The organism is Mesotoga sp. Brook.08.105.5.1 (assembly GCF_002752635.1).
Lineage (GTDB): Bacteria > Thermotogota > Thermotogae > Petrotogales > Kosmotogaceae > Mesotoga.
Genome location: NZ_AYTW01000011.1, coordinates 20,890 through 46,974 on the forward strand (window position 1 = coordinate 20,890; position 26,085 = coordinate 46,974).

Consider the following 26,085-nt stretch of genomic DNA (forward strand, 5'->3'; position numbering starts at 1 on the left):
TCTTTCACCTCCGGAATCCTCCATTGCTATCTGTAATACCTAAACCATGGTCTGTACAATTCATACTCTCCGGAATATCAATATCGAAGACATTGTGACTTCGGCCTTCGATCTCGCGCATCTTGGCAAGCCCGCTTTTCACCAGTTGATATGCACCTCTATCGCCGGTTATTCTGGATAGTCGGGAAAAGACCTTTCTAGAAATATATGTCGGAAAGCCTTTCTTTCCCTCAAAGACGTAGGAGACCATCTCGTCTTCAGTGGTTACCGAACCTGCCAGGCGTTCCACATCCTCTTTGGTAATCAATGGCATGTCTGCAAGGGCCAGAACGATTCCTTCGCAGCTGTCGGGGCACTCTCTGAGTCCCCTGACGATGCTGGTTGAAATCCCATCTTTGTAGTTCTCGTTTATCACCGTCTGGAACGATCCGATCTCAAACATCTCCGGTTCAAAATCAGGATTGACCACAAGAATCTTGCCCATTGCGTCGATGGTTCCAAAACTGTCCAGCGACCACTGCAGAATCGGCTTGCCTGCGAAGTCCGCAAGAAGCTTCTCACTGCCAAAGCGTCTCGACTCTCCTGCAGCCAGAAGTAGCAGTACTATGGAATCACTTTTCATCTGTCTTAGCGAGGCTCTCTGCCGATTTACGGATTGCTTGGATAATTTTGTAGTAACCTGTGCATCTGCAGAGATTTCCCTCTATGGCTTCCATAATGTCTTCATCACTTGGGGCTGAATTTCTGTCCAGAAGGGCTTTCGCCGACATTATCATCCCCGGCGTACAGAATCCACATTGGACCGCCCCCTCATCAATGAAAGTCTGCTGAATCGGGTCGAGTTCGCCGCTCCTGGAAAGACCTTCGATTGTAACCACTTCTGAACCGTCGATTTCGGGAACAAGAACCAGGCAGGAGTTGACTGCTTTGCCATCAATAATGACCGTGCATGCTCCACACTCTCCCTCACCGCAGCCTTCCTTTGTTCCGGTAAGCCCCATTTCATCACGCAGAAAATCGAGTAATCGCATATCTTCTCTTACTTCCTGTGTATGCTTCTCATTGTTTAGAATGAAGCTGATCTTCATTTCAGTGCCTCCTCGATTGCATCTCTATCCGGCGGCAGAATCCGTACTTCGGGAAGAACCGCAGAAACGTTCTTGAGGTCCTTAAGTCCGTTGCCGGTGACAACTATCACTACTCGGTCCTTTTCACCTACGAGTCCAAGCTTCCTAGCCTTCTTGAAGCCCGCAAATGCAGTTGCACCGGCCGGTTCGGCGAACACTCCGGTTTCCCTCGCAAGTTCTATTATACTCTCAAGGATTTCGTTGTCCGAAACCGAGAGAAGGAGACCGTCATGCGCTTCTGTGTAGTGACAGGCCTTTATGACGTCTCTTGGTTTTCCAACACATATGCTGTCGGCTACTGTGGTTGCTTCAAGATCGATCGGTTCGAAAGGGAAGCCCGCTTCATAGGTCTTCTTGATCGCAGCAGAGCCTTCGGCCTGGATTCCGGCTATCTTCGGAACTTTCTCGATGAGACCCAACTCCTTCATATCCTCAAAGCCCTTGTAGAAACTTGAGAGAACAGTCCCGTCGCCGGCCGAAACGAATATGAAATCAGGGAGATCGTCCTCCATCTCGAAAGCGAGTTCCAACGCGCAGGTTTTCTTCCCTTCCAGTAGATAGGGATTGATCGCGCTGTTTCTGCAATACCAACCCATAGACATCCCTATCTCCATAGAGAGATCGAATACTCTGTCATAACTTGCTTCTATCGCAAGAATCTTTGAACCATACACCTGCAGTTGTGTGATTTTCGCCACAGGGGCGGTTGAAGGCACGAAGATAACGCTCTTCAAGCCGGATACGGCCGAAAGTCCCGATAGAGAACTGGCTGCATTTCCCGTCGAGGCACAGAAGATGGTGTCGAACCCCTTTTCCACTGCCTTTGCTACAGCAATGGCGCTTGCCCTGTCTTTGAAAGATGCTGTCGGGTTTCTTCCGTCGTCTTTTATCAAGACTTCCCGAATTCCGTATTTCCTCGAAAGAGAACGACTCTTGTAGAGCGGTGTATTGCCAACAAGCAGCTCCGGGAAATCGATTTTCCCTTCAAACGGCAAAAGGAAGTCAAAGGCCCAGATTCCCCTCTTTTGAAGAGAAGTCAAACTGAACTCAAATTTTTTCCTCACAAGCGCAAAATCGTATACGACTTCGAGGGTCCCCTTACGATCACCGCAATCGGGGCAGTAGTAGTCTACTTCGTCTATTGCGAATTCCTTACCACAAGTGATGCACTTCAGAAGATATTTGCTCAAACCAGTACACCCCCGATGGCGCTAACGGGACAGCGAGATTCGCAAAGCCCGCAACCGAAACACTCAGACGGATCCACTTCCACTTTCTCATCCAACCTCAGTGCAAAGTAAGGGCAAACCGCAACACACAATCCGCATCTGGTACATTTCTCGTGATCGATAAGCGGATTTCTCACCTCAAAGGACTCTTTCTGTATTTCAGCAGAGTCGATCGCATCTATTACACTATCGAACCCTCTCTTCTCGAGAGCCGACGGAAGAGTGTCTACTATCCTTTTGAAGAGGTCTTTGCCTTTTATCAGAGCTCCAGAAAGCATCTGCACCGCGGATGCGCCGCAAGAGAGAAAGTCAATTACATCATCTGCGCTTTGAATGCCACCGACACCTATAATCGGCAGAGAACAGCCCTCGCGTATTCTCCTTACGGATGAGAGGGAAAGCTTCTTGATTACGGGACCGCTTATCCAGCCAAACCCATCGCTGCTTCCCAAAAACGAACGATTCACCCTCCTGTCCAGCGGATAGACCGGTCCAAGCGAGTTTATTGCAACGATTCCGTCGCCACCGGAGTCCTGGACGGCCTTTGCCATTTCAGCCGGATCAGGCACAGATGGGTCGAACTTCAGAAAGACCGGCTTGTCCGTGCCTTCCTTAACGGCAGAGACCAACTCCTTCATAAGCGAAGGGTCATCGGCGACGTAATGAGTAGACAGCTCGAAAGCATCTGCAAACCTTGAGAATAACGGGACCAGCTTTCGAAGATCTTCAGGTGAGTAACCTAGACTGACTATCAGAGGAAGACTTGATGATTTCTTGTATTGCGGTAGAAACTCCTCAAACCACATGTCAGGAGGGAACTCGCTCCAAAGCTCAGTATTGATTACGAAGTCCTTATCCGCTACTATGCAAGGTCTCGGGACCTTAGCTGCTACTGTAGATATCGTCTTCGTAACCATAGCTCCGACTCCCATGGCTTCCAGTGCGAGCATCTTCCTATGATCCCCTGTAAGAGGACCGGAGGCAGGCATCAATGGATTCTTAAGGGAAATACCCGCCACTTCTGTCGAAAGATTCACGAAAGCACCTCCTAGAATCTCTTCTCAAATGCTTTGTACAACCTTCTTGCCTCTCTATAAATAATCTCTTCGTCGACTTTTGTCGGTACTCCTTGCGCTAGGACCCTCTCGCCACCGACGAACACATCGCTTACCGAAATGTTGTCGCAGATTCCAAAGAAGAAATGATCCACGAAATTCTCTGCCGTGATTTCGGTCGGACTTCGGTAGTTGAGTACGATCAGATCTGCGGAGCTTCCCTCGCGAATCGTTCCAATGTTTGCTCCAAACGTTCTGGTTGCAAGTTCGTAGTTTGCTCCAAAGAGAGAAGGGCTTAGATCTCCTGAATAGCTGGCTTTCGGATCGCGCTGGATGTAGTGAGGACCGAGAATCATGAACCTTACATCGTTGCTGAGATTGAATCCGTAACCATCGTTTCCTACCAGCACTGCAGCTCCTTCTTCTCTAAAGCGTTTCCATTCAGGAAATCCAACACCATTGTTGATATTCGACTGGCAATTTACCACGATGTAGCCCTTTGTGTTCTTTATCAGGCCCCTTTCAGATGGTGTAGTGTGAATGCAGTGGGCGTAGATTGAGTTCTCTGTCATGAGCCCGGCTCTATGGAAGCGCTCCAGTACTCTCTGGTCATATACGCCAATCGTGTGCTCCTGGTCCTCGGGGCCCTCTGCAACATGAACGTGTATGGGAAGCTTACCAGCTATCTCTTTTGAAGCCAGCGACAGTGTCTCTTTTGAGAGAGTGAGGGAAGCGTGGAAACCGAAAACCCCTTTCTTGTACTGCGTCGACTCCCTGCTGAACTCGAGATTCTCTCTTATTCCCCTGTCACGTTTTTCCAATCCGTCTCTGTCCGAGACCTCATAAGCTCCACAGTACCTCAAACCGACATCGTTGACGGAAGCGGCGATTCTCTCCAGAGAACCATCTATCGCGTTTGGCGAAGAGTTGTGGTCGAAGAGAGATGTAACGCCTGCCTTAAGCGACTCGATTGAAGCCACATAAGCCGAGATCTCAAGATCTTCAAGAGTAAGGGCTTTATCCAGTCTCCACCACAACTCTTCCAGCAGTTTTGTGAACGAGGATGGATTGAAGGGAGAGACCCCCAATCCGCGAGAGAAAGTTGAGTAAATATGCGTATGGGCATTTACCAGCGAAGGCATCAAGAGCTTTCCGTCTAAGTGCAGATTCTCGCCATCATAGCTGCTTTCGCCTGAAGAGACCTTCACAATCTCCCCGTTCTCTACCCTCACGTATCCCTTTTCTATGAATTCTCCATCATTTGTGAAAATAGAAACTCCATTTATTTGCATGAAGCATCCTCCCAACGAATTGATTCGCGTTCGATGAAGCGTCCCGAAGCCCTGGGAAGCAGAACTTCACCGTCTTTGTAGGCGACTCTGCCTCTTTGAACTACCGCTTCCACCCTTCCCTTTAGCTTCATGCCATCGAAAAGAGAGTGGTCGGATCTTGTGAAAGGCGATCTTGAGACGGTAATCTCTGCATCCTTATCGACAACGGCGATATCTGCGATAGATCCGGGAGCCAGCAGCCCTCTCTTTGGAAACAATCCGAACGTCTTGGCCGCGTTTGTTGAAAGCAGAGAAGAGACTCTTGTGAGGTCGCCTTCAAGCAAAGTGTTTGCGGTGGAAAAGGATAGGCCTAGCGATCCAGAGCCGTTCGGCATCGACAAATAGTCATCTCGATTCTCGAGTTTCTCTTGCCTAAGGAATGGACAGTGATCCGTGCCCATCGATGAGATCTCCCCCTCTCTCAACGAAGAGACAAGAAGCAGTCTCTCCTGTGCGCTCCTTGGAGGGGGGCAGTAAGTATTAAGATAACCTTGCTCGCCGAGTAGCGGGCTATTGTCCAGCAGTAGGTACTGAGGACAGGTTTCAAGTCTTGTAGAGTCTTTCCAGTTGACATTGATCGAGCCGAGAGTCTTTGCGGTTTCGCCGCTGGAAAGATGTACGATGTACAGCTGGCCCTGTTTGTCCATAGACATCAAGGCAAGCTTGACTACTTCGGTCATCTCGCTAATAGTCGGTCTCAAATCCGAGAGATCTTTGAAAGTAGGACTTACGAAACCGGAAACGGTCTCAGTTATTATTTCATCGTTTTCCGCATGGGCCAGCAGAACGAACCCAAGCTTTCTTGAGAGCGAAAGCAGGTTGAGGATCATTCCGTCGCTTGTTCTGCGATCGGAAGAACTATATGTCGTGAAGATTTTTATAGAAGGCATCTTCTCGGCTATTGCAGCTCTGGCTATCTCTTCGGCGGAAAATCCAGGACTTCCTGCAAGCGTTACGTGGAAAGCGTAATCTATCCTGCTGTCTGCTGCCGTCTGCATTCGACTCTTCTTTGCTTTCTCAAAGTCTAAAAGACTGGAAACGGGATCGAGAAAATCAATCAGCGTGGTTACTCCCCCGCTGATTGCAAGAGCAGATCCCGAATCGAAGTCGTCAACGGACGTATATCTTCCCAGATTCAACGAAAGGTGTACGTGAGGATCGATGAATCCCGGCAAGAGAAACAATCCGGAGCAGTCAAGGATCTCGCGTGACGGGAAACTGCTCCGGGTTGCAGATATCGCCGCGATTTCCTCGCCCGAAACATAGAGATTGGCAGGAAAGACACTGTCTCCTGCGCAAATCGTACCGTTTTCCAGGGCAAGGTCAAAAGTCACGGTCTTCCGCCCATAGTAAGCGCCATTACAGCCTTAGCTGTGTGAAGTCTGTTCTCCGCCTCGTCTATAACGATTGACTGAGGACCGTCTATTACCTCGTCGACGACCTCTCTGCCCCTATCCGCGGGAAGAGCATGCATGTAGACCGCTCTCCTATTTGCAAGCTTCATTCTCTCGGGTGTGCAAATCCAGTCTTTATTCTTTCTCACTTCTTCCATGATCTCCTGAGGATCTTCTGAGACGTAGAAGCCACCCCATGACTTCGGAATCACAATATCTGCATCTTTGAATGCCTCATCCATGTCGTGAAGTATATCGAACTTGGCCCCGCTGTTCTCGGCGTTTTGCTTTGCCTGATCAACTATGTCGGGCATCAAATCGAAGCCCTTCGGATACGCTAACTTCACGTCCATACCGTATCTCGTGAAGAGAAGAATCTGGGACTGTGGAACGGAAAGAGGCTTGAGATGGCTTTCGGCATAAGCCCATGTTATCGCGACCTTCAGGCCGTTGAGATTCGTTCCAAATCTCTCTCTAATCGTCATCATATCGGCCATAACCTGCATAGGATGATAGACATCATCCTGCAGATTCAGAATTGGGACATCCGCGTGTTCGGCAAGAGATCTCAGATAAGGATTTCCCGCCTTGAACTTGCAGTGCCTTACAGCGATTGCGTGGCCGTATCTCGAAAGAATCATCGCGGTATCTCTAGGAACCTCTCCGTGCGCAGTCTGCATCGTCGAAGGGTCCAGATAGTGAGCGTGTCCGCCCAGCTGTGTTATTCCCGCTTCCATCGAGTTGCGTGTTCTAGTTGATTGATCGAAGAACATCAAGAACACCGTTTGATAAGGAAGCAAAGGGGTCGGTTCGCTCGTTGCAAATCTCCGTTTCAGATCGGAAGACAGATCGAGCATCAGATCAATCTCCGTTCTGTCAAAGTCCTGTGTGGTGATGAAGTCTCTGCCTCTCAAAATGCTACTCATCCTATTACCTCCTAATCTATTGTGAAAGCCTTAAAGGAAGAAGAGCGTACATAGCCGCAGCCTTTACCAGATGGTCGATGGGGCACTGATCATCGGGACTGTGCGCGTAGATCTCGTTAGCGGGCCCGAATCCGATCGTCGGTATCGAAAAGACACCTGCTGTTGCTATTCCATTTGTCGAGAATGTCCACTTGTCAACGAAAGGCTCCTCACCGAAAACTTCTCTAAAAGTGTTTACGGTCTTCTGCACTATTTCGCTGTCCTCTTCCATTACCCACGTTGGGAAGTACTTCTCGACGGGATACACAGTTCCGGTATATGAAGGTCTTTCGTAGAAGAGTTCTACAATCTCCGCCTGCTCCCCGGCCATTTGAATGGCCTCTTCCAGTTCTTTTACTACCGTCTCTTTTGTCTCTCCCGCCGTCAACCTTCTGTCTAGCTGGATGGTGCATTCGTCGGCTACTGCGTTTTGGGAGGGAGATTTGAAGAATATCTGAGTAACGGCTATCGTCCCCTTCCCTAGGAAAGCGTCATCTTTTATCCTCTCATTGAGCCTCTCTATCTCCTGTATGATACGGCCCATCTTGTAGATAGCATTGACTCCCCGTTCGGGTGCGCTCGCGTGACAGGAAAGCCCCGAGGTTTTTATTTGAAGCTCCATTCTTCCCCTGTGCCCCCTGTAGATATTTAGATTCGTCGGTTCGGTAATGACCACGAAGTCAGGCCTAATGCCGTCTTCCTGAACTATGTACCTCCAGCAGAGGCCATCGCAATCCTCTTCCATCACAGTTCCTGTAACGTAGAGAGTGAAATCTCCCAGCAGTCCCTCTTCTTTCATTATCTTTGCCCCGTAGACCATTGCAGCCATTCCAGCTTTTTGATCGGAAGCACCTCTCCCGTAGATTATGCCATCTCTAACAACTCCTCCGAAAGGATCTACCTTCCAGAGCTTTTCATTTCCCACTTCTACGGTATCGATATGTGCGTCCATGGCAATAACTTTCTTGCCCGATCCGATTCTACCCATGATGTTTCCCAGACCATCGACTATGACTTCGTCGAAGCCCACCTTGTCCATCTCTTCGCGAATTCTCTGGACAACCTCCCTTTCACCGGCAGAAAAGCTCTTGATGCTTACGAGATCGCTTAGAAAAGCGGCAAGTTCCTCACGGTATGATTCAGCCTTGGTAAGTAGATGTCTTGACACGTTTGTCACTCCTATACACGAGTATTTTCTCTATTATAACTTCTTATACATTGCAAAAAAAAGTAACAAGAGAACCGACAGAGGCTTTGGTAATAGTATAGCTCGACTCGTTCCGGTTCTCAACGGAAGGCGATCAAGTCAGTGCAAGTATTCAGCATGAGGGAGTCTCAGGATGAAGGGCTTTGTCTTGCTCTGAAGCTATAATTTATCTTGGGGGTGATTGTATGAAGACTCTCGATGTGAAGAATCTGACAAGCAGGATCGGGAAGTTCGACCTCGGGCCTGTCGATCTATCAATTGAAAAGGGCGAAATCGTAGGTTTGATTGGACCATCAGGCTGTGGAAAGACTCTCCTGTTAAGATCTATTGCGGGGCTACACGAAACGCTCTCGGGTACTGTCGAGATCAACGGGCAGGACGTTACTTTCCTTGAGCCCCATCTCAGGGGCCTTGCTTTTGTCTTTCAGGACAATGCCTTGTTTCCCCACATGGATACCCATGACAACATTGCCTTTCCTCTCACAGTAATGAAGGACAAGGAGGCAAATGAAAAGGTAAGTAGAAGAGCCGATGAACTCGATGGCCTTTCTGGCTATCTTGACCGTTGGCCGAAAGAGTTGCCGGCCGGTATGAAGAAGTTGACGGCGTTCGCAAGAGAGACGGTAAAGAAATTCAACATCATCATGCTTGATGAACCGTTCGAGAGACTCGACAAGAAGATCAGAACCGAGCTGAGACTGATGATCAAGAGGCTGCTGATTGCTCTTGGAGAGTCAGTGCTCATAGTATTGAACGATCCCGAAGATGCGATGGCAGTTGCGGATAGAGTGTACGTCATGTATGATGAAGCAATAGTTCAGCATGGCCCGCCAACAGAGATATACGAAGATCCGGCTTCGCATTTTGTGATGGAGCTCTTTTCTTCGATGGGAGTCAACAGGGTGGGTGATGCGTCCTTCAGACCCCAGGATGTTCAACTGGACGAAAAAGGGGAGGAATTCTCGCCAGAACACTGCGGTCCTTTTGATTCGAGACGCATACTCTGCAGTGGAAAGCTCAGAGGGGAGAATGTCACAGTACTGCTTCCACTGGAGTGCAAAGACCTTGATTCGGTTTTCATAAGCATCACCAGGTCTTTCAGTCTATAATCAAGTGTGTTTTACCATCTATATTGGCTGAAATTGCGACGAAAAACCTTCTGGTTGCGGTATAATCTACTTGGTGATGTGTAAAACGTTCTTATGAGAGGCCTTTCTCTAATGAGAAAGGCTTTTCTGTCTGCTCGAGAGAAGTTCTATTAGTCTGTCGGGATAATCCGTAATGATTCCATCTACTCCAAGGTCTATCAGTCTCTCCATCTCCGGGACCTCGTTTACGGTCCAGGGGATGATCTTCAGTCCGGATCTGTGAGCGCTCTCTATCCATCCCTCGGTCATGAGTGTGTAGTTAGGAGAGATGACACTGCAGCCGATACTGGCAAGCATCTTCCCTATGTCGAATCCGAAGTTCCTCAATCTCAGACCGGCAGTCCATATAGTTTTATCGAGATTTGTGCTTGAAATTAGGGCGACCGTTTCAACGGATGGTTCCAACTCCCTAGAAATCTTGATAGCTTCCCAGTTGAAAGACTGTATCGTTGACAGTTCTTCGAAGCCGAATCTGGAAACAACTTCAAGAACTTTTCTAACGTGTTCTCTAAGATCGACGGTATCCTGAGGTCTCTCAGGAAAGTGCTTGATCTCTATGTTAACTCTCACTTCCTTTGCAGACTTCTCGTTGTGTTGCCGGACCAGGTCAAGAACCTCTTCGAGAGAGGGTATAGCCTGTCCATCCATTTGAAGTTGTTCGGGCCAATCTTCAGGATTGACAGTTCTTCCTATGTCGTACTTTCTAAGCTCTTTGAAAGTAAGGTCTTTTATCAATAACCGGTCCTTTATGAATTCCCCGTCCTTTCTCGTTCGCTGTGGATTCAGATACGGCTCATGGTTAATGACGACAACGCCGTCACTGGTGATTACAGTGTCAAGTTCAATAGTGTCAACGCCCAGTTTCAGAGCGTGTGTGAAGGCGGCAATAGTATTCTCGGGCATGAGACCTCTGCAGCCGCGGTGTCCCTGTACATCGAACTCTACGGTCGCGGAAAGTGCCGTTGAAATAAGAAGAATGACGATAATGGTCATTGATTTCAAGATAAGTCTCATAGTCACACTCCATTCAATCTTTTTGAATTGCAAGTTGTATAATTTCCACTAGTTGCGTGGGGTGAGATTGCGTTGAATCTTAATATACTATTCTTTGAAGCTCTAATATATGCGAGCCTGGCGACTAAGAATCTGCTTAGTCAATATTTCGACATCTCCGGTTATTCACCAACCGAAATCGGAATACTGATGGCGGTACTGCCTGTTGCCTCGCTAGTTTCCAGCCCCCTGTGGTTTAAAATCAGCTCTAGACTTGGTCAGAACAAAATCTATTATATCGTATCTCTTTCTTCAGCCGTATGTATCTGGCCCATTTTTGCCACCAGCGATTTCTTGACATCCTTACTCTTCATGATCCTCTTCTCTCTCTTTTTTTCGGCAGTTGTTCCGCTGGGTGATTCAATTATTATGACGATTCTTAAGACTACTGGAGGTCGTTTCGATCGTGTGAGGCTTTTTGGCACGATTGGGTTTGCAGTTACTTCTCTCTTGTTAAGCAGTCTCGTCGGGATCAGTTTCTTCTGGTTATTTGCAGCCACCTCCATTGTTCTGGCCTTCTCACCGATGTTCCTCAAGAGAAGACCCGGTGAATCGAGAACTGAAGCCCCGGAAAACCCTGCCAGTGCAGGTTCTCTTCTTCAGTTTTCTTTGATGACTGTCGGAATGTTTTTCGGAATTACTTTGAACTCCTTCCATAATTCTTTCATTGCGGTCTTCACAAGACAGAACGGTATGGATCCGTCGGTCGTGGGGGTTGTCTTTGCAATTACCGCTCTTTCAGAGATTCCTTTCTTGTTGGTTGCCGACAGGATAATCGAGAAAATCGGCAGTATGAAAATCCTGCTATTCGGCATGGCAGTAATTGGAGTCAGGATGATTCTTGTCTCCTTTGCGACAAACGTATATGCGCTCTATTTGGTGGAGTCTTTACACGGGTTGACGTATATTCTAATGTATTACTCCCTTTTTCACTTCATCCATTACGGTCTTTCGGGTAGGCGGATGATTGCTGCTCAGAGTGTCTTCTGGATTGTGAGGTCGGGATTGACTTTCATCGTGGGGTCAATCGGAGGAGGAATAATTATCGATAAATTCTCAGTCTTCTTTGCATTCAGACTCTTCGGATTTGTCGGGCTTCTATCTGCAATCTTAATGACGGGCGTTTACTTCGCGATTCTAAGATCGCGATCGAATTCCAGATGAAACCCACCGGATCCAAGAACTGAGATGTATCTCTCGAAATAATGTTTCATTGCTTGATGTCAGTCTGAAAGGACCTCCGGGATAAATTGTGGATCCGTTTTTCGGAAGGGTTTGTGAGCGGTTCTTTCTTTTCAAATAACGAGAACGAAGCGATATGCGGGGTCTTACGTGTGATATCCAACTCTGTTGGCTTCTCAGGGAGCTTCTTTCGGGGGAACTCTTGGTGTTATAATTACTTCGGTATTCTGCCGTTTTCAATTTTCGAAAAGGGAGGGATCTTATGAAAAAGCTTCTTGTACTGGTTCTTCTGAGCTTGTCAATCTTTGCTTTCGGAAAGACTACAATCAACTTCTGGCACGCTATGAGTGGCAGCAGATTGGGTGCAGTTGATGCAATTGTAGAGGGATTCAACGCAGAAAACCCCGATATTGAGGTGGTTGCGCAGTTCACCGGTTCATACGCAGAGACCCTAACCAAGGCGATCGCTTCGTATCGAGCAGGAGATGCGCCTCATGTTGTACAGGTTTACGAGGTTGGACTTCAAACTATGCTTGACAGCAATGCTATCAAACCGGTCTTTGAGCTTTCCGGTCCTGATTTTGATTGGGGAGACGTGATCGGCCCTATTCTCGATTATTACACAGTGGGCGACCAGCTCTATTCAATGCCTTTCAACTCGTCAAGTGCCATCCTATACTTAATCTCTTCGCAAGCACCCTCGCCCATCGGCCTCTTTCAACTCGTCAAGTGCCATCCTATACTACAACAAAGACATTTTCAGAGCCGCTGGCCTCGATCCGAACAAACCGCCGTCGACCTTTGATGAACTATACGAGATGGGAAAGAAGATAGTCGAATCAGGGGCGGCACAGGGAGGAATCTCTTTTGGTTGGCCTGCATGGGTCTTCGAGCAGATGCACTCGGTACATGGCCAGTTTTATGCAAACAATGAGAACGGCAGAGCCGCCAAAGCGACGGAGGTTTTCTTCAACGGAGACTTCGGTGTCAAGGTCCTGGCGGAGTGGATAAAATGGGCTCAGGCGAAAGTTTTCCTTTACGGCGGCAGAGAGTATGACGCAAACCAGGCATTCCTTACCAAGCAGGTTGCAATGTTGATTCAGTCTACATCTTCTGTCAGCTCAATTGAGTCGAAAGCCGATTTCGAGATGGGAACAACCTTCCTGCCGGTTATACCAGGTTATCCGAAGGGAAATTCCGTCATTGGCGGTGCAACGCTATGGGTAATGAAGGGTCATACAGACGAAGAATATGAGGCGATCTGGAAATTCTTCCAGTACCTTATGAAGACTGAAGTTACTGCCGAGTGGCATAAGTCGACGGGTTACTTCCCAACCACCAATAGTGCAGTCAAGAAACTCATGGACGAAGGTTGGTTTGCCGAAAATCCAAATCACCTTACCGCCTTCCTTCAGATACTTTCGGGAACGAGAATTCCCGAGGCTCAGGGAGTGAGACTCGGCAATTTCGTCGCCATCAGAGATGTCGTTGATGGGGCTATTGAAAAGGCTATACAGTACACCGGAACGAATTTCGAAGCAGAAGCGAAGAGAATTCTCGACGATGCGGCAAAAAAGTCGAACACGATACTTGAAGAATACACATTGATCTACGGCAAGTAGTTTTTTTTGGATCCCCTGACAGAAATGTCAGGGGATCTTTAGTATTTTCCGGACGGTGATGAGGCATGCATAGTCGTTTTCCAAACAAGCTCTTACCATACTTGCTACTTCTGCCTTCATTGGTCGTGGTCATCATCTTTTTGGTTGTTCCTACTATTCAGTCGCTGTACCTGAGTTTTTTCAGGGTCTCTCCTTTTGGCGACAAACTGATATTCGTGGGATGGTACAACTTCACCAAGCTATTCAAATCTTCAGATTACATCAACAGCCTTGTTATAACGCTAATCTTTGCGGTTTTCGTCGTAGTGATCGGTCTGACTTTGGGAATGCTGCTTTCGGTACTTCTGAATCAGAAGCTGAAGGGGCTGCAAGTATATCGAACTCTTTTCATCTGGACTTATGCGATTTCACCGGCAATAGCAGGTACGATTTGGGCACTGATGTTCAGCCCTTCGAGCGGCCCGATTACATTCTTGCTGAAGGCGATCTTTGGAGCTAATGTTAACTGGATGATGGATGGGAAAGTTGCCCTCGTTGCAGTAATCATTGCAGCTTCGTGGAAAATGCTTGGTTATAATATAATTTTCTTCTTGTCAGGACTCCAAACGATTCCTCAAGAATTGATTGAGGCTTCTGCTATAGATGGCGCATCTAGCGTTCGGAGATTCTTTAAGATCACAATTCCGCTGTTGTCGCCGACCACTTTCTTCCTGCTGATAATGAACATGCTGTACGCCTTCTTTCAGGTCTTCGGACTGATCGACATAATGACAAAGGGCGGGCCGGGAGATGCCACGCAAGTCCTTGTATACAAACTTTACAGAGACGGATTCATAAACCTTGATACGGGCTTTGCATCCGCTCAATCAATAGTGCTTTTCGTTTTTGTAGCCATCTTGACTGTTCTTCAGTTCAGATTTGCCGAGCAAAAGGTCTTCTATGGATGATCGTGGGGTGAACTAGATGAAGCAGAGAAAATCATCGATCTTTCTGAGCTATCTTTTTCTGACAATCGCGCTCATAGCAATAATGTTTCCGATTTACTATGCCTTCACTATGAGCACATTCAACGAGAAGGAAGCCTACTCATTCCCTCCTAAGTTCATCCCAAGCATTCACGCATTCGATAACTATTCGACGGCCTGGAAGACCGTCAACATGGGAAGATTGATCTTCAACAGCGCATTCATTTCGATTACCGTGGCATTTGCAAAGATATTTCTTTCGATGCTCGCTGCCTTTGCTTTCACCTATTTCGGGAACTTCAAAGGAAAGTATTTCTTCTTTGCGATAATTCTGATTACCCACATGCTTCCGCTACCGATAAGAATTGTACCGACTTATGAGCTGATGAGAACTTTTGGCTGGATTAATTCATATAGAGCTCTCACGATACCGTTTTTTGCCAGCGCGACTGGAACTCTGCTTTTCAGACAGCTATTCATGACTGTTCCACCTTCGCTTTCCGACGCTGCTAGGATCGATGGAGCCGGACCCATGAGATTTCTGTTCAATGTGTTGATCCCGCTTTCAAAGACTAATGTCGGGGCGTTGTTTCTGATTGAATTCACATATATGTGGAACGAGTACTTGTGGCCTATGATAGTTACCAACAGCAATAACATGCGTGTTGTACAGATAGGAATAAAGATGCTTCTTGCAAGTGAAGCTCAAGCGGCCGAATGGAATATCATTATGGCCGGAGCCATAATCGCCATGATTCCTCCGTTGATCATGCTGCTGCTTTTCCAGAGAACTATCATGGAAGGGTTCAGTCTGAAAGAAGAGAAGTAGACCGTCAGATAAGTCTTCTATCTGTTTATGTTGTGGCATTCTCTATGGCTTTCAAAATAACCTTGCTGCTGTAAGTGGCGCCCGAGATTACAATGACCTCGACAGATTGGTTCTCAATTAAGGAGGCGATGATTGCCTCTGCCGATTTTCCTCTGCCGTGATTGTGTCTCACTATTTCAATCGATTTGATTTCGTGTCCGGAGACCATGACGATTACTGTCACCCCTACTATCTCTGCCGCGAAATTTCCTTCATAGTCTCCATCGGTTAATTGAGATAGATTTAGCGGTGCGAACTCAAGTGTGTCGAGCTCCTTCAGTCCCTCTTCAAGCCTCGGAAAGATAAGCGCCATGACGATTACGTTCAGTGCTGCAACTGCAATCCCTATCGATATGGGTACTCTGGTAAGGTACATCAGTTTCATCGTCTTTGCTCCGGAAGATGAATTTCAGTAACTTATTGTTCGGCTGTATTATAGCAAAGCTGGCTAAGCCTCAAAGTCCTTGACAAACTTATCGATGTTGCTTGAAACAATGTGGGGCTGAGGCTTACCTTTCGAAGCTGCCTTCAGCATCATTCTTGAAAGAAAACCCAGTCTTTCTAGATTGAACTCGCCACCAAAAAACCCTTTTGTCTTGCATTTGTCAAGAAACTCCTTAGGGAAGTTCTGAGAGAGGTACTCTTCAAAGTTCTCTTCTCCTGAACCCATGCAGAGAAATACTCCAAGCCTCTTCGACTTAAGGTCTTCAAGGTTCCTTCTCACAAATTCCGTTATCTCCTTGTTTGCCTTGCCGATTCTGATCGATGCCCCAACGATCACGGCATCGAATTCTTTGAGTTTCGGAGATGGGTCTTTCTTGATGTTGATTATCTCTGGTTCCTCAGAGAGTTTCTTTGAGATTTCGCTTGCACACTTTTCCACAGTTCCGCTCCAAGTCGAGTAGATTATCGCGGTCTTCATAAGAGACGCCTCCTAAAGGTGAGGATTGGTACTTCATTGTTTAACAAATACAGTTTACATGATAAGAGACTGCGAAGCCTTAGCAGATGAATAGTTTGAGTTATCTCCGTTGCCTGTAGCGTATTTAGTGTACAAGTCATCGATCGGACTTGAAGAATTCGGGCATTGTGTTATAATTCTATGCGTTGAATTCCCGCTTTGCCGCAGAAGGCAAGGCCACAGACCAAGGGAGGAGGAAGTTAATGAGCAGGATCTACGAAACTATGTTCATAGTCTCGCCGAAGCTAGATGAAGAGAATCGGAATGCGATGGCTGAAAAGGTTAGAGACTATATTGTTGAACGAGTCGGAGGAACAATCGAGAAGTTCGACAGATGGGGTGTCAGGAAACTAGCTTACAGGGTTACAAAAGGCTTCAGCGAAGGCGACTACACGGTTATTCAGTTCAAGGCTGACCCCGAATCGGTTGATATCCTCGAGAGATTCTTTGGTATCACCCCTGAAGTTTTCAGATGGCAGACATTCAGGAGAGAAGATCTTGAAAAGGCGGAGAAAAAAGCTTTGCTGAAAAAAGACGAAGCGGCAGAACAGCCGGTGGTTGAAGAAAGCGTTCAGAATGCTGAGTCAGAAGAAACACCGGTTGAAGATACAGCAACTGAAGAAGCGGTCGCCGTTGAAGTAGAAACTACTGAAGAAGAAAAGCAGACGGAGGAGTAAGAAATGTCGATTAGCTACAATCATGTTGTCTTGATAGGTAGACTAACTCGCGATCCGGAGATCAAGTTCGCTGCCAGTGGCACTCAAATTGCAACGTTCACTCTTGCAGTTGACAGAAATGTCGCGTCATCCAATAACGACAGTACCGACTTCATAAGGATTGTGACCTTTGGAAAAACAGCGGAGTTCGTTGGCAACTATTTAACGAAAGGCAGACTTATACTTGTAGAGGGCTCTCTCAGAATTAACAAGTGGAAGACGCAGGACGGTGAATCGAGGTCAATGGCCGAGGTTGCCGCCTCCAACATACGATTCATGGAGACAAAGGCACAGGCTCAACAGAGTTCTGGAGGTTTTGAGAGATCGACTCAGGATAATGATTTGGTTGAGAGCACTGGAAACGATGACATTACTTTCTTTGGAAGCGACACGGGTGACTCCGGAAGCGACGATATCCCATTTTGAGGCAGGTGGAAGATTATGGTAAAAGATAATAGGCGAAGAGGAAGAAGCAGAAGAAAGTGCAGACTCTGCGGTACAAAGACAAAGTACATTGACTATAAGAACACTTCTTTGTTGCGCGACTATGTTACCGAAAAGGGCAAGATTATCCCAAAGAGGATTACAGGTAACTGCGCGAAACACCAGAGGATGGTGAAGGAAGCGATTCAGAGGGCGAGATTCATGGCGCTGCTTCCTTACACAAAAGAGTGATAGAGTCAGTCAGGGAGGCGAATAGCCTCCCTTTTTTAAAAGGAGGTTTCTTATGAAGGTGATTCTTCTGAAAGACGTAAACAACGTTGGAAAAGCCGGTGAAGTGAAGAACGTATCTGATGGTTACGGTAGAAACTTCCTTATTCCAAAGGGGTTTGCAGTTGAAGCCAATCAGAAAGAGATGGCAAAGCTCAAGCACATTCAGAAACAGCAGGAAGAAAAGGAAGAAAGAATAAAGAAGGCCAGTGAAGATCTGTTGCACGAGCTCCAGAAACACCACTTCGTGATAAAGGCTAAGTCCGGATCTAGCGGCAAGCTATTTGGAGCAGTCACCTCCGGAGATATTTCCAGCCACATCAAGAGTTTGCTTGGTCTTGTGGTCGATAAGAAGAACATAGAGCTAGAGGAACATATCAAACAGACTGGTGAATACAAGATAGATGTTAAGCTTCCGGGAAATGTTAAAGGAAAGATTGCATTGAAAGTGGAAGGGCTGGAGGAAGACTGATTTGGAGTTTCAGATTTTCTCGAAGGCTCTCTACTCAACATGGATTCTATATCGACCCGAAAGGATACTCTTCGATGTGGGAGAGGGTATATCCACTGTTCTTGGCAACAGCGTCTATGCGATAAAAGATATCTTCCTTACCCACGGTCATGTCGATCACATTTCCGGACTCTGGGGCCTGATAAATACCCGAAACACGGCAATGGGCGACCGGAACAAGCCTTTGAGAATTAGTTTCCCCTCGGGCAATCGAGCTATCGAAGCTTACCTCGATTTTATCATTGGAATGAATCCTCGATTAAGATATAACATGATAGTCAACCCGATAAACGTCGGAGATGAAGTGTATCTTAGAACTGCAGGCAGCTTCAGGAGACATGTTACTCCCTTCAGAGTGAAACATACAATCGGCGAGATCAGCTACGGTTACCATATCTATGAAGAGAGAAAGAAGCTAAAAGAGGAATACGCCGGTCTCTCATCAAAGGAGATTGCCGGTGTAGTCAGTGAGAAAGGTAGAGAAGAGATTACTGACACTTATCTTAAGAAGATCGTGACCATCAGTGGAGACACATTCGCACTTCCTCCCGAGGTTATTGCCGATTCGGAGACGTTGCTCCATGAGTGCACTTTTCTGGTCGGGAAGGATAGAAGGAATCAGAATCATTCCAGCATTGAGGAAGTAATCGACAGTGTGAGAAATAGCAAGGGTATAAAGAGATTGATATTGTATCATATATCGGGACGGTACACATCCAAGATGAAAAAATGGCATAATATAATTAAGAAGGAACTTGACGGTTCCGAACTTGAGGTGTTTCTTGTTCACCCGGAACATGTTTTTGAACTGTAAGGTTGTTCTGAGTACTCCGGGAGGAGGTAAAGAATGGGCTACATAGGCTGGATGATTTTCGGCGTTGTCTTACTCGTGGCAGAGATAATTACTCCTACGTTCTTCTTTCTGTGGTTTTCTATTGGTTCCTTTCTCGCAGGTCTGGCATCAATGTTTTCTTTCGGTTTCGGCTGGCAGGTACTTGTCTTTGCAGTAAGCAGCTCTTTGTTGGTGCTTCTAACAAGACCGATTGCCAGAAGGCTTTCAAAAGGTGATTCGCCGAGGAAGATGTACATAGACGGAATGGTGGGCTCTTTGGGACGTGTGATGGTCGAGATTAACCCGGTGCTGGAAAAAGGCAGGGTCAGGATAGAAGGAGAAGACTGGAGAGCCAACTCGATTAACGGTGAAGTAATACCGGTGGATACCGTGGTGAAAGTGGTGAGACTGGAAGGTACTCTGGTCTATGTCGAGAGAGTAAACGATAACACTCAGTGAATGATAGAAAGGGGGATCAGAAATGGTTTTTTGGTTGATACTTGCAGCAGTAATATTCATCATTGCAGCTTCAGGAATAAAGATTATCCGTCCGTTCGAGAAGGGACTGGTAGAGAGACTCGGAAAGTACAGAAGAGATGCAGAACCGGGTCTTCAGTTCATAATTCCGTTTATTGAAAGGATGGTAAAGGTCGATCTCAGAGAGACAGTTATCGACGTGCCACCTCAAGAGGTCATAACAAAGGATAACGTTGTCGTCACCGTTGACGCTATCATATACTTCCAGATAACCGATGCATTCAGGGTCGTATACAACGTCGCTAATTTCGAGATCGCAGCCATAAAGCTGGCTCAGACAAACCTAAGGAACGTTATCGGTGAGATGGAGCTGGACCAGACACTTACCTCAAGAGAGCGAATAAACGTTACTCTGAGAGAGGTACTTGACGAAGCCACGGACAAGTGGGGAGTCAAGGTCACTAGAGTTGAGATCAAGAAGATCGATCCACCTCAGGACATAATGGATGCCATGTCCAAGCAGATGAAGGCTGAGAGAACCAAGAGAGCCGTCATTCTGGAGGCCGAAGGTTATAAGCAGTCGGAGATAACGAAAGCCGAAGGCGATAAGATGTCCGCGATACTTCAGGCCGAAGGTCAGAGCGAATCAATAAAGAGAGTCGCAGAAGCCAACAAGTTCAAGCTGATAGCAGAGGCCGAGGGTCAGGCTAACGCTATAGTTAACGTCTTCAAGGCCATTCATGAGGGTGATCCGACGAAAGACGTTATTGCTATCAGATACCTGGAGTCCCTTAAGCAGATTGCAGATGGTAAGGCAAACAAGGTCTTCTTGCCTTATGAGAGCAGTGCAATGCTTAGCTCGATAGGTGCAATGGCGGAGATCTTCAGAGAAGGGAAAGACAGTTCAGACGGCAATGAGAAGGTAAGCAAGAAGTGATCTGATTGTTAGTCAGTGATATTGTTCACATTTTTCTGAGTTTCTTAATTATTACTGTGTTGGCCACCGTCCTTTCGGTGGCCTCAGTTTTTGCCTTTCAGCGTCAAATAAGAAAACCGACTTTCTTTCTTCTGTTTATGAACATTGCCTTTGCAAATGGATTCATCTTTCTAAGTACTATGCTATTCACGGATAATTACAGACTTCACAATCTAGTCCTCTTCCTGATCGCCTATCTCTATGTATATGGATCGTTAGGCAGACACATGTCGAGATACGATGACACATTTCGTATGTTGTTTCTTTCCATGGGGTATACGCGTCAGGAGTTCTTCAAGAAATACCTCATCGTACAGGGAAAATGGAAGTTGGCCGACTGCATCCTTACCTTTTCTGCGATCGCAACTGTCATAAGGTTCTTATCTGACCACCTAAAGTATTTCTATCCCGACGAATGGCTGCAGATAATGCTTCTATTCACAGTCATCTGCCTGACCGTTGGCGTAAGCAGATGGTTTGGCGACAGTTCTGTAAACAAGCTGTCAAAGGAAGAGTAACATACAGATGATATCATACCCCTATAGGGTATGCATAATACGGAATTCCAAGGAGGTATAGTTATGGCAAAGTTATTTCCGGACAATACAATAAAACAGGTTAAAGAGGTCTTTGGCAGCATGGAAGGTCCTGTAAAGGCACTTCTCTTCAAGAGTGACAAGAACTGCGATTACTGTTCCACTGCCGAACAGATGTTGAAAGAACTCTCGGAAATTGAAGGAAAGATAACCTTCGAAGTTCATAATCTTGAATCGGAAATGGCCGATAAGTATCGCATTGATCTAGCTCCTAGTATAGTTCTGCTCAATCCGGACGGAGATGACAAGGGAGTAAGGTTCCTCGGCATACCGGCCGGTCATGAGTTCGGCACGCTTTTGCAGGACATTGTCTCTTTTTCTAAGGGAGCACTTCCAGAGCTTTCTGAGGACTCGATCAAGAAGATTGAAGCGATAAGTTCGCCTGTAGACATAAAGGTCTTTGTGACCACTACTTGCCCGTACTGTCCCAGGGCCGTTATCACGGCTCACAATATTGCTATGGCAAACAAGAATATTACTGCATACATGGTTGAAGCGAATGAGTTCACGGAACTGTCAAAGAAGTACGGTGTCTCTTCTGTACCACAGATTGTGATTAACGACAAGGTGACTTTCGTTGGAGCTTATCCGGAAGGTCAGTACGTAGATCAGGTATTGAAGGCCGTATAAGGAGGAGCAGAATGTCATTCTTCGAACTTGGCAGCGCAAAGAAATCCGTTTTGAGAGACTCTTATGATGTAGTTATTATTGGAGGAGGTCCTAGCGGAATCACTGCGGGAATTTATGCCGTTCAGGCAGGACTGAGTCCTTTGATCATCGAGAAGGCGCTGGATGGCGGGCAGATGAACAATACCCGGGCAGTTGAGAACTGGACGGGTTTCACCAGTATCAGCGGAATGGAACTGAGTGAGAAGATGGCTGAACACGCGAGAGCTTTTGACGTGCCTTTCACATATAGTGAGGTTGTCGATCTAGAAATTGATGAAGAGGAGAAAGCGGTTGTCCTTGACAATGGAAAGAAGATAATGTCGAAGGTCATTATACTCGCCACAGGATCGAATCCGAGAAAGCTCGGCGTGAAAGGCGAAGAAGAATTCAAGGGAAGAGGAATAAGCTATTGCGCAACTTGTGACGGACACTTCTTTTCCGATAAACACATCGCTGTAATTGGCGGAGGGAACAGTGCTCTCGATGAATCGCTTTATCTGAGCAAAATGGTTAGCAAGATAACAGTGATTCAGAATCTCCCGAAGCTAACTGCCGACAAACTTCTGCAGAAAAAGCTGAACGACACAGGTAAGGTTGAGTATGTTTTCAGTTCAGTAGTAGATTCAGTTGAAGGCGATTCTCAGCTGAGAAGGTTGAACATCAGGAGTGTCGACACTGGCGAAATAACTCCGCTTGAGGTGGATGGAGTATTTGTTTTCATTGGGCTAATTCCGAACTCTCAGTTCTTGAAAGGAAAGGTGGAGCTCAACGAGTTCGGTTATGTCAAGACAAACGATTTCATGGAGACAAACAAGAAGGCCGTCTACGCAATTGGTGATGTAAGAGAAAAAGAGGTTAGACAGATAGTTACGGCAGCGGCCGATGGATCAATAGCGATTTACCACGCGGCAAGAAACTATTTCTACGATTGACTAGACTCCATAGTATAGAAAAAGAGCGCAGGACGCTCTTTTTCTATTTTATTCTTGCCTCGGGAACTGGAAGAATCTCGATTGTCCCCTTCTCCATGTCTATTTCCACCCACTGACCTACGGGAAGTACAACCTTTGGGAAGTCCCCGTGGTAACTTGGCAAACCGATCCAGACAGGAATCTCTTTGTCCAGAAAATAGTCGTGTATCACCCTCTTTATGTCGTCTAGATCGCCGTTCTTGATCTCCGTGAATCCCGCAAAAACAACACCTCTGAGTGACGAAAAGTCATCTAGATGTGCAATATTCCAAATCATTCTCTCAAGTGATTCTTTTGTCTCGCTTACATCCTCAAGCACCAGGATAGCGTCCTTCAGCGAGCCCAGATATTCAGTCCCCTGAAGGGTCTGAAACAAAGAAAGATTTGCCGGTATAAGCCTTCCGGCCATCTTGCCTTCAATTACTGGAATGGACTGGTAATTGAAACGAATAGTCCTCTCTCCGTTGAATATCGCTGCGATGTTTTGGACTGACTGGGTGTCCGATCCAAGCTCGACCGCAACCATAGGTCCGTGGAACGTCGTTAGACCTGTCTTGAAATAGATCGAAAGAAGCAGTGCGGTGATATCGCTGTAGCCAACCAGGGGCTTCGGGTTTGAAGCGATCAAGCCCCAATCGAGCCAGTCCAGAAGGTTATACGAGCCATAACCTCCTCTGGCAGTGATAATCGCATCATATTCTGGATTTGCGAAGGCTTCGTTCAGCTCATTAGCCTTTTCTCTAGACGAAAGCGATACCTGGCAGCTTCTTCCAACTACAACACGGTATCCAACACTTCTCAAAGCGTTAACGCCGCTCTCAAGCTTTGCTCTTTCGGGAAAGCTTGCAGGAGCGGTGACGAAAATCGTTTTGATCTCTCTCGAAATCAATACAGGCGAAGTCAAAAGAATACCAGTACATACCATGATTGTCAACCATACCCTTCTCATGAAATCCTCCAGCTTGATGTGTCTACTATAGTTTGCCATTCATGAGCTCCAAAATCAACATGCAAGAGGCAACTCCCGAAAAAAAAACATGCCGTTGACGAATGAGATCGAGATAAGACGAGAAAGTGCGTTGTCGCAATGCCCGGAAGAGCATCCGGAGACGCATTGCTGCCTTCGGCAGGAAGTGATGCGCCGAAAAGCATCGGCGGAAGTGATGCCCGGAGGAACATCCGGGGAAGTGATGCTGGAATGAAACATCCGACGCAAGGCTGGGCAAGAACGGCCCAGGTCGCAATGCCGGCGAAGATCATGCCGGGACGCAAGGCTGGCGAGGATCATGCCAGGTCGCAATGCCCGCTTCGCGGGGAAGATCTTCGCCTAAGAATGCGCATCGAGAAAGAGCATTGTCGAGATGTTCGCTTCGCTCACGAAAAGACGAGGATGGAATGCATTGCTTGCATTAGAAGAGAAGTGGGGTGACAAATACCACTTGTCAATAAAAAGCTGGAAGGAAAACTGGGAATCTCTCTCAACCTTCTTTCAATATCCAGAGGAACTGAGAAGATTGGTTTATACAACTAATCCCATTGAATCAGTTAATAGACAACTGAGGAAGGTAACGAAGAACAAAGGAGTCTTTCCTACGGATACTTCTCTCTTAAAGATGGCTTATCTAGCAATAATAAATATAACAAAGAAATGGACAGTAAGAACCCTTGAATGGTCAAAGATCCTAACTCAACTTGTGATAAAGTATGAAAGATTAGCTAAGTACATAAGCTGATTCTTAAACCCATTACAAAAAAGGGGTTTACACAAAAGAAGAGACAGAACCTGAAGAGGTTTTCAGATTCATTAAGGTATCGGTGAAGACATGGAGCAACTCAGATGGTCATGCAGTGGCATGTTCTCCTGAAGGGCTCCTGACGTCTGTACTGTTTTTCGCGTCCTCTCGCCCTCTCTTTCTCTCTCTCTTCCTCCTCTTCCTCTCTCCTCTTCCCGCTCTTCCAACCTCTTCCCTCTGGCCTCTTACGTCTTTTTTTGCGAGAGATCACGGAAGAAACCCTCATTGCAGGAAAGTGCTATACAATTGCCGAAAGGTCTGTCAAGAACTCGGTTACATCGTCTGATTTCGACTCGAAGAATTCTTTCGGACAAGAATCGGCAGTTATCTCGCCGTCCTTCAAAAAGATTACGCGATTTGCTATATGCTTTGCAAATTCGGTCTCATGGGTGACGATTATCATCGTCCTCCCTTCTGAGGAGAGCCTTCTGATTACTCTCATTACTTCGCCTACAAGAGACGGGTCTAGGGCCGATGTGGGTTCATCTAGGAGAACAATGTCGGGATTCATGACGAGCGCTCTGGCTATCCCCACTCGCTGTTGCTGTCCACCGGAAAGCTGAGAAGGGTAACTTGTAAGTTTTTCGCCAAGATTCACCTGCCTGAGTTGAATTTCGGCGGCCTTTCTTGCATCTGCCCACTTCATACCGTTGACCTTCACGAGAGGCAGAGCAACGTTATCGACAATCCTCAAATGACTAATCAGATTGAACCTCTGAAATACGAATCCAACCTTTGATCTGAAAGATCTAATTGATTGTCTCGTTCTCTCTACCTGTCTCCCCTTAAAGAAGACCTCGCCTTCATCGGGGGTTATTAGGTTGTTAATGCATCGGAGTAGGGTCGTCTTTCCCGCACCAGAAGAACCCAGGACAGCTATCACATCGCCTTCTTTGACGTCGAACGAGACGTTTTTCAAGACAGACAGCCCATCGAATGATTTTGAGAGGTTCGAGAGCTTCAAAATTACGTTTCTTTCTGTCATGGAATGGCAAGCCTCCTTTCAAGTATCCTTCCTACCAGAGAGATCAGCGATGTCATAAACAGGTAACAGGCGGCAAGTAAGATATACGCTTCAAACACTGCCAAAGTCTGTGTTCCCACCTGTCTGGCGCGCATCGTGAGATCGCCAAGGGCTATGACCGACACCAACGAGCTGTCCTTGATGAGCGTTACGAGTTGTCCGATTAGAGGGGGAATTGAGATTCTAAAGGCTTGTGGAAAGACTATAGAGAACATTATCTGACTTCTGTAGAGTCCCATGGCCTCTCCGGCTTCCTTCTCTCCAGAAGGAACTGCGGCTATCCCCGCTCTAAAGATCTCGCCTACGTATGCTCCCTCAAATAAAGAAAGAGAGACAACTCCCGCCCAGAATCTATCGATGTTAACTGCAGAACCGAAGCCGTAGTAGACTAGAAGAATGACCACCAGTAACGGCATGTTTCTAAAGAACCAAACATAGAGAGTCCCCGCGTCACGCAGCAGATTGACTTTTGAATCTCGTGCAAGTGCTACCACAATTCCCACGATTACTGCAAGAGCAAGAGCGATGACGCTTAGCTGGAGAGTAGTGACGATCCCTTCGATGAAGAGTTTGTAATACCTGGCAAGCGATCTCCAGTTAAAAGGATACACAGCTGAGACTGATGAATAGGAGAACCAGAGCATTCCTGCGACTATTACTCCCAGAATGATTTTCGACATCGCTCTTGTCATAATTCTTTCC

General features: G+C 46.8%; 30 protein-coding genes and 1 pseudogene. 17 read left to right on the forward strand and 14 right to left on the reverse strand.

Annotated features, from left to right (window positions below):
- Positions 1-4: 4 nt before the first annotated feature.
- From V512_RS05020 to V512_RS05055, 8 genes are read right to left on the reverse strand one after another with little or no spacing between them, the layout of a single operon-like run.
- Positions 5-622, reverse strand: a complete 618-nt coding sequence (locus tag V512_RS05020) for a nucleotidyltransferase family protein (RefSeq protein WP_099829368.1) — start codon at positions 620-622, stop codon at positions 5-7.
- Positions 612-1,088, reverse strand: a complete 477-nt coding sequence (locus V512_RS05025; protein ID WP_099829369.1) for a (2Fe-2S)-binding protein — start codon at positions 1,086-1,088, stop codon at positions 612-614. The genes V512_RS05020 and V512_RS05025 overlap by 11 nt, the downstream gene beginning before the upstream one ends.
- Positions 1,085-2,317: a threonine synthase gene (gene thrC, locus V512_RS05030; RefSeq protein ID WP_099829370.1), complete on the reverse strand. Its 1,233-nt coding sequence runs from the start codon at positions 2,315-2,317 to the stop codon at positions 1,085-1,087. Before thrC ends, V512_RS05025 begins: the two co-directional genes overlap by 4 nt.
- Positions 2,314-3,393, reverse strand: a complete 1,080-nt coding sequence (locus tag V512_RS05035) for a 4Fe-4S binding protein (RefSeq protein ID WP_099829371.1) — start codon at positions 3,391-3,393, stop codon at positions 2,314-2,316. The genes thrC and V512_RS05035 overlap by 4 nt, the downstream gene beginning before the upstream one ends.
- A gap of 11 nt (positions 3,394-3,404) precedes the next feature.
- Positions 3,405-4,703, reverse strand: a complete 1,299-nt coding sequence (locus V512_RS05040; protein WP_099829372.1) for an amidohydrolase family protein — start codon at positions 4,701-4,703, stop codon at positions 3,405-3,407.
- Positions 4,694-6,076: an amidohydrolase family protein gene (locus tag V512_RS05045; protein ID WP_099829373.1), complete on the reverse strand. Its 1,383-nt coding sequence runs from the start codon at positions 6,074-6,076 to the stop codon at positions 4,694-4,696. The genes V512_RS05040 and V512_RS05045 overlap by 10 nt, the downstream gene beginning before the upstream one ends.
- Positions 6,073-7,062: an ornithine carbamoyltransferase gene (locus V512_RS05050; protein ID WP_099829374.1), complete on the reverse strand. Its 990-nt coding sequence runs from the start codon at positions 7,060-7,062 to the stop codon at positions 6,073-6,075. The genes V512_RS05045 and V512_RS05050 overlap by 4 nt, the downstream gene beginning before the upstream one ends.
- A 16-nt stretch (positions 7,063-7,078) precedes the next feature.
- Positions 7,079-8,278, reverse strand: a complete 1,200-nt coding sequence (locus tag V512_RS05055) for a YgeY family selenium metabolism-linked hydrolase (RefSeq protein ID WP_181456424.1) — start codon at positions 8,276-8,278, stop codon at positions 7,079-7,081.
- Between the two features lie 215 nt (positions 8,279-8,493).
- Between V512_RS05055 and V512_RS05060 the strand changes: the two genes are divergently transcribed.
- Positions 8,494-9,417 (forward strand): ABC transporter ATP-binding protein, encoded by a 924-nt coding sequence (locus V512_RS05060; RefSeq protein ID WP_099829376.1) that lies wholly within the window; start codon positions 8,494-8,496, stop codon positions 9,415-9,417.
- 108 nt (positions 9,418-9,525) lie between these two features.
- Here the strand turns inward: V512_RS05060 and V512_RS05065 are convergent, their stop codons facing one another.
- Positions 9,526-10,470: a glycerophosphodiester phosphodiesterase family protein gene (locus tag V512_RS05065; protein WP_099829377.1), complete on the reverse strand. Its 945-nt coding sequence runs from the start codon at positions 10,468-10,470 to the stop codon at positions 9,526-9,528.
- Positions 10,471-10,542: 72 nt separating this feature from the next.
- On the opposite strand from V512_RS05065, the gene V512_RS05070 reads away from it, so the two are divergent.
- The 5 genes from V512_RS05070 (at position 10,543) to V512_RS05085 (ending at position 15,107) form a co-directional block, all read left to right on the forward strand.
- Complete coding sequence (locus V512_RS05070) at positions 10,543-11,673, forward strand: MFS transporter (RefSeq protein ID WP_099829378.1); 1,131 nt, start codon at positions 10,543-10,545, stop codon at positions 11,671-11,673.
- A 280-nt stretch (positions 11,674-11,953) separates the two neighbouring features.
- Entirely contained in the window at positions 11,954-12,496 is a 543-nt protein-coding gene (locus tag V512_RS15280) for an extracellular solute-binding protein (protein ID WP_279300411.1), read from the forward strand.
- A complete protein-coding gene (locus V512_RS05075; RefSeq protein WP_279300412.1) occupies positions 12,447-13,313 on the forward strand; it encodes an extracellular solute-binding protein in 867 nt (288 codons plus the stop codon). The genes V512_RS15280 and V512_RS05075 overlap by 50 nt, the downstream gene beginning before the upstream one ends.
- A gap of 65 nt (positions 13,314-13,378) precedes the next feature.
- Positions 13,379-14,260, forward strand: a complete 882-nt coding sequence (locus tag V512_RS05080) for a sugar ABC transporter permease (RefSeq protein ID WP_099829379.1) — start codon at positions 13,379-13,381, stop codon at positions 14,258-14,260.
- 16 nt (positions 14,261-14,276) lie between these two features.
- Positions 14,277-15,107 (forward strand): ABC transporter permease subunit, encoded by an 831-nt coding sequence (locus tag V512_RS05085; protein WP_099829380.1) that lies wholly within the window; start codon positions 14,277-14,279, stop codon positions 15,105-15,107.
- Positions 15,108-15,132: 25 nt separating this feature from the next.
- Here V512_RS05085 and V512_RS05090 read toward each other — a convergent pair whose 3' ends face one another.
- Both V512_RS05090 and V512_RS05095 read right to left on the reverse strand, forming a co-directional pair.
- On the reverse strand, positions 15,133-15,531 hold the full coding sequence (locus tag V512_RS05090) for an FMN-binding protein (RefSeq protein WP_099829381.1): 399 nt from the start codon (positions 15,529-15,531) through the stop codon (positions 15,133-15,135).
- Between the two features lie 63 nt (positions 15,532-15,594).
- Positions 15,595-16,068: a flavodoxin domain-containing protein gene (locus V512_RS05095; RefSeq protein ID WP_099829382.1), complete on the reverse strand. Its 474-nt coding sequence runs from the start codon at positions 16,066-16,068 to the stop codon at positions 15,595-15,597.
- Between the two features lie 242 nt (positions 16,069-16,310).
- Between V512_RS05095 and rpsF the strand changes: the two genes are divergently transcribed.
- The 10 genes from rpsF (at position 16,311) to V512_RS05145 (ending at position 22,527) form a co-directional block, all read left to right on the forward strand.
- Positions 16,311-16,784, forward strand: a complete 474-nt coding sequence (gene rpsF, locus V512_RS05100; RefSeq protein WP_099829383.1) for a 30S ribosomal protein S6 — start codon at positions 16,311-16,313, stop codon at positions 16,782-16,784.
- Between the two features lie 3 nt (positions 16,785-16,787).
- A complete protein-coding gene (gene ssb / locus V512_RS05105) occupies positions 16,788-17,249 on the forward strand; it encodes a single-stranded DNA-binding protein (RefSeq protein WP_099829384.1) in 462 nt (153 codons plus the stop codon).
- Positions 17,250-17,264: 15 nt separating this feature from the next.
- The gene (rpsR, locus tag V512_RS05110) at positions 17,265-17,498 is read left to right on the forward strand and encodes a 30S ribosomal protein S18 (protein WP_099829385.1); all 234 of its coding nucleotides are present in this window, start codon (positions 17,265-17,267) and stop codon (positions 17,496-17,498) included.
- Positions 17,499-17,550: 52 nt separating this feature from the next.
- Positions 17,551-18,006: a 50S ribosomal protein L9 gene (gene rplI, locus V512_RS05115; RefSeq protein WP_099829386.1), complete on the forward strand. Its 456-nt coding sequence runs from the start codon at positions 17,551-17,553 to the stop codon at positions 18,004-18,006.
- Between the two features lies 1 nt (position 18,007).
- Positions 18,008-18,859 (forward strand): MBL fold metallo-hydrolase, encoded by an 852-nt coding sequence (locus tag V512_RS05120; RefSeq protein ID WP_099829387.1) that lies wholly within the window; start codon positions 18,008-18,010, stop codon positions 18,857-18,859.
- 33 nt (positions 18,860-18,892) lie between these two features.
- Positions 18,893-19,336: an NfeD family protein gene (locus V512_RS05125; protein WP_099829388.1), complete on the forward strand. Its 444-nt coding sequence runs from the start codon at positions 18,893-18,895 to the stop codon at positions 19,334-19,336.
- 22 nt (positions 19,337-19,358) lie between these two features.
- Positions 19,359-20,291, forward strand: a complete 933-nt coding sequence (locus tag V512_RS05130; protein WP_099829389.1) for an SPFH domain-containing protein — start codon at positions 19,359-19,361, stop codon at positions 20,289-20,291.
- A 5-nt stretch (positions 20,292-20,296) separates the two neighbouring features.
- A complete protein-coding gene (locus V512_RS05135) occupies positions 20,297-20,848 on the forward strand; it encodes a hypothetical protein (RefSeq protein ID WP_099829390.1) in 552 nt (183 codons plus the stop codon).
- 63 nt (positions 20,849-20,911) lie between these two features.
- Positions 20,912-21,556: a thioredoxin family protein gene (locus tag V512_RS05140; RefSeq protein WP_099829391.1), complete on the forward strand. Its 645-nt coding sequence runs from the start codon at positions 20,912-20,914 to the stop codon at positions 21,554-21,556.
- Between the two features lie 11 nt (positions 21,557-21,567).
- Complete coding sequence (locus V512_RS05145) at positions 21,568-22,527, forward strand: FAD-dependent oxidoreductase (RefSeq protein ID WP_099829392.1); 960 nt, start codon at positions 21,568-21,570, stop codon at positions 22,525-22,527.
- Positions 22,528-22,570: 43 nt separating this feature from the next.
- Here V512_RS05145 and V512_RS05150 read toward each other — a convergent pair whose 3' ends face one another.
- Positions 22,571-23,554: an LD-carboxypeptidase gene (locus V512_RS05150; protein ID WP_243392261.1), complete on the reverse strand. Its 984-nt coding sequence runs from the start codon at positions 23,552-23,554 to the stop codon at positions 22,571-22,573.
- 403 nt (positions 23,555-23,957) lie between these two features.
- On the opposite strand from V512_RS05150, the pseudogene V512_RS05155 reads away from it, so the two are divergent.
- Positions 23,958-24,299, forward strand: a pseudogene (locus V512_RS05155) (transposase); the annotation flags it as partial.
- 298 nt (positions 24,300-24,597) lie between these two features.
- Here the strand turns inward: V512_RS05155 and V512_RS05160 are convergent.
- Both V512_RS05160 and V512_RS05165 read right to left on the reverse strand, forming a co-directional pair.
- Entirely contained in the window at positions 24,598-25,344 is a 747-nt protein-coding gene (locus V512_RS05160) for an amino acid ABC transporter ATP-binding protein (RefSeq protein ID WP_099829393.1), read from the reverse strand.
- Entirely contained in the window at positions 25,341-26,075 is a 735-nt protein-coding gene (locus V512_RS05165; protein ID WP_099829394.1) for an amino acid ABC transporter permease, read from the reverse strand. The genes V512_RS05160 and V512_RS05165 overlap by 4 nt, the downstream gene beginning before the upstream one ends.
- Positions 26,076-26,085: the final 10 nt, after the last annotated feature.